The organism is Azospirillum sp. A29, assembly GCF_042604625.1.
GTDB lineage: Bacteria > Pseudomonadota > Alphaproteobacteria > Azospirillales > Azospirillaceae > Azospirillum > Azospirillum palustre.
The window spans coordinates 395,818-408,256 of record NZ_CP170464.1; the positions used below are offsets into that span (position 1 = coordinate 395,818).

The following is a 12,439-nucleotide window of genomic DNA, read 5'->3' on the forward strand; positions in this document are numbered from 1 at the left end:
TCGACCAGCGACCACAGCCGCTCTCAAGGGACACCGACGCCATGACCATCGCCGAACCCTCCGCCCCGCACTCTGGTCCCGACCTGTCCGGTACAAGGGCAGGACGCCGCCCCGGCATGCAGCTGGGCGTGCGGGCGAAGCTGATGCTGGCCTTCGCCGGAATGGCGGCGATGACGGTGGCGGCCAGCGGCGTTGGGCTGATGTCCTTCTCCGCGGTCGAGCGGCCGATGGCGCAGATCGCCGATACCAACCTGCCGGAGATGGAGCTGGCGACCCGGCTGGCCGGTGAAAGCGGCGCCATCGCCTCGGCCGCTCCCATGCTGGACGGCGCCGCCAGCCAGGAGGAGCGGGAGCGCCTTCGCACGGAGGCGCAGGAGCGCGCCCGCGGCTTCCTCTCCCTGGTGGACGAGCTGGCCGGACGCCGGCCGCAGGACCCGCTGCTGTCGGAGGTGCGCGAAACCGGCAATGCCCTGATCGGCACGCTGGACCGCCTCAACGACGGGGTGGCCCGGCGCCTGTCCCTGCACGACCGGCGCGAGGCGGCCTCCACCCGGCTGGCCCAGACCTATGACGGTTTCCTGAAGACCCTGGCGCCGCTGGTCGACGGGTCGGGCCAGGCGTTGCAGGAAAAGGGCATGGCGCTCGACGGCGGCACCGACCGCGAGATGGGGGCGCTGTCGGACGCGGTGCGCTCGATGATCGCGCTCTACGACCTGCGCGGCGGCATCGCCGGGGCGCTCGACGCCATGAACCGCTCCGGCACGGCGCAGGACGCCAAGGCCATCGGCGAGCAGCAGCAGGCCTATCTGGAAGCCTCGTCGCAGGTGACGGCCACGCTCGGCACGCTGGGCGACCGGCTGCCGGCCGACGCCTCCGGCAAGATCGATGCGCTGTTCCTGTTCGGCTACGGCAAGGACAATGTCTTCGACCTGCGCCGCGCGGCATTGGACGGGACCGGCGGTCCGGCGGCGGACCGCCAGCTGGCCGAACGGCTGGCCGACGCCCGGACGCAGGCGGCACAGCTGCTTACCCTGCTGAACGCGCCGCTGCGCAAGGTGCAGAGCGACATCAAGCGCGCCAACTTCGACATCCGGTCCCAGGTGCAGGAGGCGGTGCAGGATCTGCTCGGCCGCGGGCTGGAGCAGTTCCGCACGAACCTGGAGCTGTCGACCTACGGCACCGCCCTGACCGGCGCCCTGAACGAGGCGTCGCAGGCCCCCGACGCCGCCCGGCTCGACCTGCTGGAAAAGCGCTTCTCCTCCTCCTCCTCCTCCCTGTTCGAACGGATCGGCACGCTGCGCGCCCAGGCGGGCGACAATGCCGCCGGCACCGAGGTGCTGGCCGCCCTGGTGAAGGCGCTGATCGGCTTCGGCCGTGGCGAGGAAGGGGTGATCGCGCTGCGCCGCGGCGAACTGGCGGCGATGGCGGAAACCGAGCGGATGCTCGCCGAGAACCGGCAGCTGGCCCAACGCTTCGCCGCCACGGTGGACCGTAAGATCGCCGCGATGCGGGAGGAGGCCAAGGCCGCCGTCGCCGGCACCGACGACATCATCGCCGCCGGCCGCAAGATGCTGATCCTGTTCGCGGTCGGCAGCCTGATCGGTGCCGCCGCCCTGGCCTGGCTGGTGGTCGGCCGCCACATCGTCGCGCGCCTCAGCGCGCTGTCCGAGGCGATGCGGGCGATTGCCGCCGGCAGGCTCGACGCGGCGATCCCCGCCGCCGGCTCCGACGAGATCGGCGACATGACCCGCGCCCTGATGGTCTTCCGCGACACCGCCAACGAAGCGAAGGCCGCCAACGCGCGGGCCGAGGCCGAACGTGGCCGGGCTGCCGGCGAACGCCGCCGCGCCATGGTCGAGATGGCGGAGAATTTCGAAAGCAGCGTGCGCGGCGTGCTCGACCGCGTTTCCCAGGCGGCCGGCGAAATGCAGAGCATGGCCGAACGCATGAGCCGCAGCGCCGACCTGACCGCCGGAGAGGCGACGACCGCCGCCGGCAGCTCCCAGCAGGCCGAGGGCAACGTCAAGGCGGTCGCCGCCGCGACGGAGGAGCTGTCGGCCTCGATCCAGGAGATCGGCACCCAGGTCCACGCCTCCAGCCAGATCGCCCGCAAGGCCGCCGACGAGGCGGAGCGCACCGACCGCACGGTGGAGGGACTGGCCCAGACCGCCGGCCGCATCGGCGAGGTGGTCGGGCTGATCCAGTCCATCGCCGGCCAGACCAACCTGCTGGCGCTGAACGCCACCATCGAGGCGGCCCGCGCCGGGGAGGCCGGCAAGGGCTTCGCCGTCGTGGCGTCGGAGGTGAAGGGCCTCGCCACCCAGACGGCGAAGGCGACGGAGGACATCTCCGCCCAGATCGCCGCCATGCAGTCGGTGACCCAGGAGGCGGTCGACGCCATCCGCTCCATCGCCGGCACCATCCGCGAGGTCAACGAGATCGCCGCCACCATCGCCGCCGCGGTGGAGCAGCAGAGCGCCGCCACCCGCGAGATCGCCCGCAACGTCGGCGAGGCGGCGGACAGCACCCAGCATGTCCGCGGCAACATCGACAGCGTCGCCGACGCGGCGCGGGAATCGGGGGAATCGGCCAACCGCGTGCTGTCGGCCTCCTCCACCGTGCAGGAGCAGCTGCGGACGCTGGCCGGTCAGGTCGACGGGCTGGTCGGGGAAATGCGGGCAGCCTGAAAGCGAGCCGCTCCGGCATAGCCGGAGCGGCTCACATCAGCCCTTCAGCGGCTTGGTCCGGCTGGTTTCCGGCGGCTTGCGCACGGGGAGCGGGGGAGCGGCCTTTTCCATGCCGCCCTCGCCCAGATAGGTCTGCGCCGCGGCCACCACCGAGCGCCAGGGCCGTTGCAGCGGGAATTCCGGCCAGCCGCCGGAGAACAGGCCGGAGATCATCCAGCCCGCCATCAGCGTCACCGCCAGCTGTTCGGAAAAACCGCCGGTCTTCAGAATGGGCAGGGCGAAATTGCGCCGCCGCTTGATCGGCCACAGCAGCGGCAGGCCGGCCGGCGTCAGCATGTCGCCGGCCAGATGGGTGAGGTAGCCGACGATGAACGGGATCAGCACATGCTGATAGGCCGCATGTTCGTGCAGAACCCACAGGCAGCCGACGATGGCGAGGGCGGAATGGGTGACGCCGCGATGGCCGAAGATGTTGGAAATCGCCGTGGACAGCGGTTTGACCAGCTGGCCGAGCGTCGATTTCGGATGGTCGATGTCCGGGGCGAGCGCCCCCAGAATCGCCGCCCCGAAGGCGACCGCGTCGAAGGTCATCCCGTACCGGCTCGACAGGTAGAACCAGGTGGCGCCACCGACGATTATGTGAGAGGACGCCATCACCGTCGGGTCACCGGGGGCCTGAAGCTTGTCTCTGTCGGGGCGGCATCCGGCCGAACCCGAAATGGGGGTAGCCTGACATTAGAATACTCCGCACCCTAAGAACAATAAGCCAAGGTAAAACAAGGGATTCCGAAAACGCATAACCTCCATGCGTTCGACAACGGTGGGTTGCCGGCGACCCTACTTTGAATCGCCGGCAGCCGGTCCGGACGGCCACGGCCCAGGTGCTTTCCACGCCACCATTCTTCGTCCGAACGCGCCGGCACCAGTCGTGGCGGGGTAGTCGGCTACCGCTGCGGGTGGCTGGCGCTTAATGGCATTACTCCGGTCCGGCACGGGTGGGGCACGTTCCCCACACGCAATGCTCTGGCATAGTTTCGCGGACTTGCCGGCGGCCTCAAGCCGGGACAAATGCCAGGGAGTGGTCGTCGATGAGATCGAAGGATTTCGTGCGCGCGGCGGAAGGAACGCTGGAAGGACCGCTGGGCAGCAGCAGGACTGCTGCGGTCGACATCTTGGCCAAGGACCGCTTCGCCGCCTGGACGGTGTCGGTGGCATTCCTGTTCGTGCTGTGTGCCGACACGTTGCTTGGCGTCGTCTTCCGCCCCTATCTGGATGGCGGCACCGGCGACACCACGGTGTGGGATGTCCTGCTGCTGGTGGCGGGCCGGTCGCCGGAACGGCTACCGCTCGACAGCTGGGAACCCATGATGACGGCTTTCACCTGGCTGCGCGAGCATGGGAAGGAGAATGTCTATGACGCCGTCTTCTTCACCCAGCATGTGAAGTTCCAATATCCGCTGACCTCGCTGCTGGTGATGGAGGCGCTGTCGGCGGTCGGGCTGATGCATCTGCGCATCTATGCCCTGATCAATCTGCTGATGGTCGTCGCAACGGCCGGCGGCATGGCGCTGCTGATGCGCGAATTTGCGGAGCGCATGGGCTTCGACCGGGCGATGCGCGGCGGCGTCAGCCGGCTGACCCTGGCCGCCCTGGGCGCGGTCGCGGCGCTGTGCTTCTACCCGGTGGTCAAGGCCTTCGCCGTCGGCCAGATCCAGGTCTGGCTGAACGCCGCCTTCGTCTTCGCCACCCTGTTCTATCTGCGCGACCGGCGGGTGCTGGCCGGCGTGCTGCTCGGCGCCTCGACGCTGATCAAGCCGCAGATGTCGCTGTTCCTGGTCTGGGCGCTGCTGCGGCGGGAATGGGGTTTCGCCGTCGGCTGGGCCGCCGTGGTGCTTCCCGGCTTCGCCGCCGCCTGCGCGCTCTACGGCTTCGGACCGTCGCTGCACTACCTCGACGTGCTGTCCTTCCTGGGCCAGCATGGCGAGAGCTACTACTCCAACCAGACCGTCAACGGGCTGCTGCACCGCCTGCTGCACAACGGCCCCAACCTGATGTCGACCACCAACGGCGACACCGAATGGCGGGGCAGCGCCTTCGCCCCCTACCATCCGCTGGTCCACATCGCGACGCTGGTCTCCGGCGTGGCCTTCGTCCTGTTCGGCCTGCTCTGGCGGATCAAGGACCGGACCGGCGCCCTGAAGGGCGGGCGGCAGCCGATCGCGTCCTTCCTGGTGGCCGGCACCTGCTTCACCATCGGCACGCCCATCGCCTGGGTCCCGCATTACGGCGTCCTGCTGCCGGTCTGCGCCTATCTGCTGTTCGTGCTGATCGACCGGGCGGCCCTGGAACGGACCGGCGGCGACCGGCGCCGGAGCCTGGGCCGGCTGCTGATGCTGGGCGCCGGCTTCGCGATCCTCAGCAACGACTTCTTCCATCCCCTGAGCGAGCTTGCCGACACCTCCTACAACATCCTGCAATCCTACCTGTTCTTCACTGCCCTGATGCTTCTCCACCTGCTGGTGACGACCGCCGATGCGCCGGGCGATGCGCCGGGCAGTGTATCGGGGGCGGCCCGGCGGTCCTGAAGGGGCGCCTCCTGAAGGATCAGCGGAACGCCGGGGCCCGGGTGCCTGTTGGTGGGCGAGATGACCCAACCGGCAGGAAGGAGTCCCGTCATGGCACGTTACTCAGGATCGGATTACCCGCATCGCGACGGCACGGGCTGGCTGTCGCCACGCGGGCTGGCGATGATGGCCGGCGGCGCGGCGCTGGCCCTGGTGGCGAGCCGGCTGCTGCCGCCGGTGGTGGCGCAGCTGGCCGGCACCGCCCGCCATGCCGCCGGGCGCGACGGCATCGACGCGCTGATCGACGACCATCGCCACATCCAGGCTCTGCTGGTGGAGATGGTGCAGACCCCCATCGACGCGCCGGGCCGCCGCACCCAGCTGCTGCTGCGGCTGAAGCGCCGGCTCGCCGCCCACGCCATGGCGGAGGAGGACGTCGTCTATCCGATGCTGCACGAGGAGGCCCGCAAGGAGGAGGACGCCAAGCATCTCTACGGCGAGCACGCCGAGATGAAGATGCACCTCTTCACCCTGGAACAGACGCCGAAGGACGATCCGCGCTGGCTCGCCGTCGCGCTCGACCTGAAACGCATCGTCGACGGCCACATCCGGCAGGAGGAGGAGATCGACTTCCCCGCCCTGCGCAACAGCCTGGACGACGGCCAGACCGCCATCATGTCGGGCAGCGTCGCCCGCGAGAAGGCACTGATCCTTTGACTGTCCACCAAAGGTAAGGAGGCGCCCGGCGGCGGAACGCTCCGTCCGCCGGCCCTGTTGCCCCCCAGACGACCGTAAGCGAGCCGAAGGGGGGAAGATTTCCATGAGAGCACTGGTCTGGCACGGCGCCAACGACATCCGCTGCGACACGGTCCCCGATCCGGAGATCGAGCATCCGCGCGACGCCATCGTCAAGGTGACGACATGCGCCATCTGCGGCTCCGACCTCCACCTGCACGACAATTTCATGCCGGGCATGGAGAAGGGCGACATCGTCGGCCATGAATTCATGGGCGAGGTGATGGAGGTGGGTGCCGAGGCCAAAAGCGCCCTGAAGGTCGGCGAGCGGGTGGTGGTTCCCTTCACCATCTGGTGCGGCGAATGCGACCAGTGCCGCCGCGGCAACTATTCGGTCTGCGAGCGCTCCAACCGCAACAAGGCGCTGGCCGACAAGGTCTTCGGCCACACCACCGCCGGGCTGTTCGGCTACACCCATTTGACCGGCGGTTATGCCGGCGGGCAGGCCGAATATGTGCGGGTGCCGATGGCCGACCGCACCCACATCAAGATCCCCGGCGGACTGACCGACGAACAGGTGCTGTTCCTGGGCGACATCTTCCCCACCGGCTGGCAGGCCGCCGCCCAGTGCGACATCCAGCCGACCGACACCGTGGCGATCTGGGGCTGCGGCCCGGTCGGGCAGATGACGATCCGCAGCGCCATCCTGCTCGGCGCCAAGCAGGTCATCGCCATCGACCGCGTGCCGGAACGGCTGGCGATGGCGAAGGCCGGCGGCGCCATCACCATCAATTTCGAAGAGGAAAGCGTCGTCGAGCGGCTGAACGAGCTGACCGGCGGCAAGGGTCCCGAGAAATGCATCGACGCCGTCGGCATGGAGGCGCACGCCACCGCCACGCTCGACAGCATGATGGACCGCGCCAAGCAGGCGCTGATGCTGGAATCGGACCGCGCCCATGTGCTGCGCGAGATGATCTATGTCTGCCGCCCCGCCGGCACGCTGTCGATCCCCGGCGTCTATGGCGGGCTGGTCGACAAGATGCCCTTCGGCATGGCGATGAACAAGGGACTGACCTGGCGCATGGGCCAGACCCACGTCAACCGCTGGACCGACGATCTGCTGAACCGGATTCAGGAGGGGCAGATCGACCCGTCCTTCGTCATCACCCACACCGTTCCGCTCGACCAGGGACCCGAGATGTACAAGACCTTCCGCGACAAGCGGGACGGCTGCATCAAGGTGGTCCTCAAGCCCTGAGGTGACATCATGGCCTATTACGACCGCTCCTCGGCCGGAGACACGCTCGCCCGCGGGCTGGGCTGGTTCAGCATCGGCCTCGGCGTCGCCGAAGCGATGGCCGGCCGCAGCATCGCCCGCTGGATGGGGATGGAGGACAAGACCAACCTGATCCGCGCCTATGGCGTGCGGGAAATCACGGCCGGCGTCGGCCTGCTGGCGCTCGGCGATCCCAAACCCTGGATCTGGAGCCGCATCGCCGGCGACGCCGTCGACATGGCGACGCTGGCTGCCGGGATGGAGAACAACCCGCGCGCCGGCAATGCCCGCATCGCCTTCGGCGCGGTGATGGCGGTGACGGCGCTCGACGCGGTCTGCGCCCAGAAGCTGCACCGGGAGGATGCCTATTACCGCAGCCTGCCGGTGCCGGACTACAGCGACCGCAGCGGCTTCCCCCGCCCGGTCTCCGCCATGCGGGGTGTGGCCAGCGACGCCCCCATCGGCGAGGACATGCGGACGCCGAAGATCCTGCGGTTCGAGCAGGCGCAAAGCCAATCCGCGAAATCCTGACATCGATGCTGCATCCGGCCGACCTGTTCATGGATTTATGGCTCCGGCTTCAGGAGCGCCGCGACGAGGTCCGCACCCTGGCCCGCTTGCTGGAGGCGGACCACGCCCGCGCCGGGCGGCTGGCCGGCGAGGCTGCGGAGCGGCTGCGGCAAGGCGCCCCGGCGCTGGAGGCGTGGGCCGGATCGCGGCTGGAGCGGACCCTGGCGGCGGCGCAGGCCATCGACGCATGGTTCGCGCCGCTGGCCTGCCGCTACGATTTTCGCGCTGACGAACCGCTTGCCCCCGAGCGGCTGGAGGCGCGGCGCCGGCTGAACCGCCACGGGCGCTTCAACGCCGATCCGACCGACGGGCAGTTGATCCTGCGCCCCGGCCTGCTCGCCCGCGCGATGAACATCCGCGAGACGGCGCCACCGGGTGCCGATCCGGATGGCTTCGATCCGGTCGACCTGTTCACCAATTTGCTCGTCGTGCCGCCCAGCCTGACCATCGAAGCCGAGCGCGACGGCGACCCGGATCGCCGCATCGCCGTGGAATACCGCCGCATTGCCGCGGTGTCCGACCGGGATCCGAGCGATCCAGCCTGGGAGCCGGTCATCGGCGTCGTTCCCCTGGCGCAAGCCGAGGGCGACCTCCCCATCCGCCGGTTCCGCCGCGACGGCGAGGACTGGTACGACCCCACCCCACGTGATCTCAGCCAGCGCGCCGCCGATGCCGTCGCCGGGCTGGCGGCGCAAGGCGCCACCTTCATCCTGTTCCCGGAGGTGTCCGCCGGCCCCGAAACATTGTCGGCAATCCAGCAGGCCCTGCGCGCCCAGGCGGTGGACGGCCCGATCCGCTACGCCCTGGTCGGGGTGAAGGAGGAGGTGGCTGGCCGGCCGCGCAACCGCGCGATCCTGCTCGACCGCTGCGGCCGGATGGCCGGCAGCCAGACCAAGCTGCATTGCTGGGACCTCGACAGCGACCAGTGCCGCTCCTACGATCTGCGCGACCGCAACGGCAGGCTGCTGGACTGCGCGCGCGAGGATATCGAGACCGGCGACCGCTTCACCCTGTTCGAGCTGCCCGACCTCGGCCGGCTCGCCGTTGCCATCTGCGAGGATCTGGGACGGACGGAGCCCAGCGCCTGGATCGCGTCCGGCATGATGGTGGACTGGCTGGTCACGCCGGTGATGGACAGCGGGCTGACCACGGAACGCTGGCAGGCCAAGGAAGGTGGCGCCTCGTCGCGCGCCGGGTCTTGCCGGGTGATCGTCGTCAACAGCATGGCGCTGTCGCACCGCTTCAACCGCACCTGCCGCGCCAACGGCGAGGAGGACAAGGCGATCGGGGACTGCGGCGTCGCCCTGCTGTTCCAGCCTCGGGCGAGCGAGGCCAGCGCCCCGCGCATCGAATGCCTGACGTTGCCGCTGTCCGACCCGGCACCCGGCCATGTCCAGGCCCGCTGGACACCGGGCGACTGGCCTGCCCTGCCCGACTCGGAGGAGGGCGAATGAGCGCGCTTAATTCGGCCTTTGAAAGATTGGGCGACGACCTGCTCGATGCCATCGGGCGGCAGGATTGGACGGTTGCGGATGCCGAGTTGGAGACTTTAGCGCAGGAGGCGGTGGCCGCCATGGTGGCGAACCGGAGGGACGACCTCGCGGCCCTCGCACGGGTTGCCGCCCGCTGCCACACGGCGCTGTCGCTGCACGACGATCCTGGCGGCGAGGCCATGCACCGGCAAGGACAGCTGCGCGCGCTCGCGGTCATCATCGCCGCCGCCCGCGGCCGGACCCCGCCGCGCCCGGACAAGGCGCTGTCGGCACCCGGCACGGCTACCGCCGCCGTTCTGGCGGCGTTGAAGACCGGGCCGCAGACCTGCCCCGCCCTGGTCGAGGCGACCGGCCTGTCGGCCGAGCAGGTCGGCGGCACCCTGCCGGAACTGCGCGCCGCCGGCCTGATCCGCTCCTGGCCGGCCGGACGGCTGACCGTCAATGCGTTGCAGGAAGGAGATCCCCTCTCCCCCCGGGGGGAGAGGGAGAATCCACCATGAAGGCGTTCGGTCAGGACGACAGCGTCTTGTTGATCTTCAAAGCCACCAGCGTGCAGATCGCGCCGGACAGCAGATAGAGGCCGGATGCGATCAGCCCGAAATGGCTGGACAGGAAAAGGGCGACGAAGGGCGCGAAGCCGGCGCCGAACAGCCAGGCCAGATCGGAGGTCATCGCCGATCCGGTGTAGCGGTATTGCTGGCTGAAGCCCGACGCCACCGACCCCGACGACTGGCCGAAGGACAGGCCGAGGATGACGAAGCCCAGCACCATGAACACCAGCTCGCCCATCTTGCCGCCGTCGAGCAGCATCGGGGCGAAGCCGCTGAACACCGCAATCGCCGCGGCGCAGGTGCCGAGCAGCGTGCGCCGCCCCACCCGGTCGGCGATGTAGCCCGAGGCGACGATGGCCACGACACCGAAGGCGGCGGCGATCACCTCGATCACCAGGAAGACCCCGGTCTCCTGATTCGCGTTCAGGAAGATCCAGGACAGCGGGAAGACGGTGACCATGTGGAACAGGGCGAAGCTCGCCAGCGGGGCGAAGGCGCCGATCACCACGCGCTTGCCTTCCACCTGCAGCGTCTCCACCACGGGGGCGGGCTGCAGTTCCCGGTTCACGAACAGCCGCTCGAACTCCGGCGTCTGCACCAGCCGCAGGCGGGAGAACAGGGCCACCACATTGATGGCGAAGGCCACGAAGAAGGGATAGCGCCAGCCCCAGGCGAAGAAATCCTCCGCCGACAGGCTGTTGACCATGTAGGCGAACAGGCCGCTCGCCACGATCAGGCCGATGGGCGCGCCCAGCTGCGGGATCATGGCGTACCAGCCGCGCCGGTTCTCCGGCGCGTTCATCGCCAAGAGCGAGGCCAGACCGTCCCAGGTGCCACCCAGCGCCACGCCCTGCCCGATGCGGGACAGGGCCAGCAGCCATGCGGCGGCGACGCCGATGGACTCGTAGTCCGGCAGGAAGGCCAGCGCCACGGTGGAGATGCCCAGCAGGAACAGGGCGATGGTCAGCTTGGCGCTGCGCCCGTAATTCTCGTCGATGGCCATGAAGATGAAGGTGCCGATCGGTCGCGCGACGAAGGCCAGCGCGAAGATGGCGAAAGACCACAGGGTCCCGGTCAGCGGATCGACATAGGGGAACACCAGCTTCGGAAAAACGATCACGGAAGCGATGGCGTAAACGAAAAAGTCGAAAAACTCGGAGGTTCGGCCAATGATCACGCCGATGGCAATCTCACCGGGATTGATCCCGTGATGCCGCGCGTTCACCAGCCTTCCATCCCGTTCTACGGCCGCAATCGATGAAGTCATCATGTCGGCTCCGGCTGCGTAATTTCGCTTGCGATGATCCGCAGATCATACAATATGTCACCGCAACAGTCGGTGATCTGTCAAGCGCGCAGGAGTGAGGCATTGGACAAATTGTCCAATGTCGGGGCTAGGCTATTGCCGCTAGCTCTCTCCCCAAAGCAAACCTTCGATACAGGTCCTGCCTTGAGCCGTTATCGCGCAATCGCCCTGCTGCCATTGATGGCGGCGTTGAGTGGCTGCAACCTGGTCGTGCTGAACCCGGCCGGCGACGTTGCAAGCCAGCAGGGTGACCTTGTGGTCATCTCAACCCTGCTGATGCTCCTGATCATCGTCCCGGTCATGGCGCTTACCGTGCTGTTCGCCTGGCGTTACCGTCAGTCGAATAACACAGCCCGCTACGAACCGGACTGGGACCATTCGACGCAGCTTGAACTGGTGATCTGGGCCGCCCCGCTGCTGATCATCATCTGCCTGGGTGCCATCACCTGGGTGACCACCCACAAGCTTGATCCCTACCGTCCGCTCGACCGCATCGCGGCGGACAAGCCCGTTCCGGCCGGCGCCAAGCCGCTGGACGTGCAGGTGGTGGCGCTCGACTGGAAATGGCTGTTCGTCTATCCGGAATACGGCATCGCGTCCGTGAACGAGATGGCGGCCCCGGTCGACCGGCAGATCCGCTTCAGCCTCACCGCCTCGACGGTGATGAACTCGTTCTACGTTCCGGCGCTGGCCGGCATGATCTACACCATGCCGGGCATGGAGACGAAGCTCCACGCCGTGATCAACGAGCCGGGGACCTACAAGGGTTTCTCGTCCAACTACAGCGGCGCCGGCTTCTCGCACATGCGCTTCGCCTTCCTCGGCCTGTCGAACCAGGATTTCGACGGCTGGGTGTCCAAGGTGAAGACGGCCGGCGGCTCGCTCGACCGCAACGCCTATCTGGCGCTGGAAAAGCCGAGCGAGGCCGTTCCGGTCCAGCATTTCGGCACCGTCGATCCGAAGCTGTTCAACGCCGTTGTGAACATGTGCGTGCGTCCCGGCACCATGTGCATGAGCGACGTGGCCGCCATCGACCGCGCGGGCGGGCTGAACGCCGGCGGCAAGGCCGCGGCCGACGCCATCCTGCGGGCCAACACGCTGGCCGGGTTCCCGGACACGCAGGCGACCGGCCTGTGCACCGTTGCCGAGGCTGTTGAAGCGGCCGCAAATTCGGGCGCCGTGCAGCGCCCCACCGTCACGCCGATCAGCGCGTCCGCCTCCCCGGCCGGACCGCAGCGGCTGGCCAATCCCTGATTG

General features: G+C 68.6%; 10 protein-coding genes. 8 read left to right on the plus strand and 2 right to left on the minus strand.

The features are described 5' to 3' along the window. Positions 1 to 41: 41 nt before the first annotated feature. Positions 42 to 2,687 carry a methyl-accepting chemotaxis protein gene (locus ABNQ38_RS13880; protein ID WP_377807550.1) on the plus strand — a complete coding sequence of 882 codons (2,646 nt, stop codon included), beginning with the start codon at positions 42 to 44 and terminating at the stop codon, positions 2,685 to 2,687. 36 nt (positions 2,688 to 2,723) lie between these two features. Here the strand turns inward: ABNQ38_RS13880 and ABNQ38_RS13885 are convergent, their stop codons facing one another. Then, entirely contained in the window at positions 2,724 to 3,341 is a 618-nt protein-coding gene (locus tag ABNQ38_RS13885) for a metal-dependent hydrolase (protein ID WP_098735337.1), read from the minus strand. Between the two features lie 434 nt (positions 3,342 to 3,775). Between ABNQ38_RS13885 and ABNQ38_RS13890 the strand changes: the two genes are divergently transcribed. The 6 genes from ABNQ38_RS13890 to ABNQ38_RS13915 all read left to right on the plus strand — a co-directional run bounded on the left by ABNQ38_RS13890 (position 3,776) and on the right by ABNQ38_RS13915 (position 9,825). Continuing rightward, positions 3,776 to 5,272, plus strand: a complete 1,497-nt coding sequence (locus ABNQ38_RS13890; RefSeq protein ID WP_377807551.1) for a glycosyltransferase family 87 protein — start codon at positions 3,776 to 3,778, stop codon at positions 5,270 to 5,272. A 90-nt stretch (positions 5,273 to 5,362) separates the two neighbouring features. Then, positions 5,363 to 5,968 (plus strand): hemerythrin domain-containing protein, encoded by a 606-nt coding sequence (locus tag ABNQ38_RS13895; protein WP_377807552.1) that lies wholly within the window; start codon positions 5,363 to 5,365, stop codon positions 5,966 to 5,968. Between the two features lie 103 nt (positions 5,969 to 6,071). After that, the gene (locus ABNQ38_RS13900; protein ID WP_377807554.1) at positions 6,072 to 7,244 is read left to right on the plus strand and encodes a zinc-dependent alcohol dehydrogenase; all 1,173 of its coding nucleotides are present in this window, start codon (positions 6,072 to 6,074) and stop codon (positions 7,242 to 7,244) included. 9 nt (positions 7,245 to 7,253) lie between these two features. Then, positions 7,254 to 7,793 carry a cyclase dehydrase gene (locus tag ABNQ38_RS13905; RefSeq protein WP_377807555.1) on the plus strand — a complete coding sequence of 180 codons (540 nt, stop codon included), beginning with the start codon at positions 7,254 to 7,256 and terminating at the stop codon, positions 7,791 to 7,793. 29 nt (positions 7,794 to 7,822) lie between these two features. Beyond that, complete coding sequence (locus ABNQ38_RS13910; protein WP_377807556.1) at positions 7,823 to 9,286, plus strand: nitrilase-related carbon-nitrogen hydrolase; 1,464 nt, start codon at positions 7,823 to 7,825, stop codon at positions 9,284 to 9,286. Then, positions 9,283 to 9,825, plus strand: coding sequence for a hypothetical protein (locus ABNQ38_RS13915; protein WP_377807557.1), 543 nt, complete (start codon positions 9,283 to 9,285; stop codon positions 9,823 to 9,825). Before ABNQ38_RS13910 ends, ABNQ38_RS13915 begins: the two co-directional genes overlap by 4 nt. 10 nt (positions 9,826 to 9,835) lie before the next feature. Here ABNQ38_RS13915 and ABNQ38_RS13920 read toward each other — a convergent pair whose 3' ends face one another. Continuing rightward, positions 9,836 to 11,146: an MFS transporter gene (locus tag ABNQ38_RS13920; RefSeq protein ID WP_377807558.1), complete on the minus strand. Its 1,311-nt coding sequence runs from the start codon at positions 11,144 to 11,146 to the stop codon at positions 9,836 to 9,838. 180 nt (positions 11,147 to 11,326) lie between these two features. Between ABNQ38_RS13920 and cyoA the strand changes: the two genes are divergently transcribed. Further along, entirely contained in the window at positions 11,327 to 12,436 is a 1,110-nt protein-coding gene (gene cyoA / locus ABNQ38_RS13925) for a ubiquinol oxidase subunit II (RefSeq protein WP_377807559.1), read from the plus strand. The last annotated feature ends 3 nt before the right edge of the window (positions 12,437 to 12,439 follow it).

Excerpts from the sequence above, each read along its gene's own strand:
- ABNQ38_RS13880 (WP_377807550.1), top strand. The coding sequence starts at position 42 with ATGACCATCGCCGAACCCTCCGCCCCGCACTCTGGTCCCGACCTGTCC.
- ABNQ38_RS13885 (WP_098735337.1), bottom strand. The coding sequence starts at position 3,341 with ATGGCGTCCTCTCACATAATCGTCGGTGGCGCCACCTGGTTCTACCTG.
- ABNQ38_RS13890 (WP_377807551.1), top strand. The coding sequence starts at position 3,776 with ATGAGATCGAAGGATTTCGTGCGCGCGGCGGAAGGAACGCTGGAAGGA.
- ABNQ38_RS13895 (WP_377807552.1), top strand. The coding sequence starts at position 5,363 with ATGGCACGTTACTCAGGATCGGATTACCCGCATCGCGACGGCACGGGC.
- ABNQ38_RS13900 (WP_377807554.1), top strand. The coding sequence starts at position 6,072 with ATGAGAGCACTGGTCTGGCACGGCGCCAACGACATCCGCTGCGACACG.
- ABNQ38_RS13905 (WP_377807555.1), top strand. The coding sequence starts at position 7,254 with ATGGCCTATTACGACCGCTCCTCGGCCGGAGACACGCTCGCCCGCGGG.
- ABNQ38_RS13910 (WP_377807556.1), top strand. The coding sequence starts at position 7,823 with ATGGATTTATGGCTCCGGCTTCAGGAGCGCCGCGACGAGGTCCGCACC.
- ABNQ38_RS13915 (WP_377807557.1), top strand. The coding sequence starts at position 9,283 with ATGAGCGCGCTTAATTCGGCCTTTGAAAGATTGGGCGACGACCTGCTC.
- ABNQ38_RS13920 (WP_377807558.1), bottom strand. The coding sequence starts at position 11,146 with ATGATGACTTCATCGATTGCGGCCGTAGAACGGGATGGAAGGCTGGTG.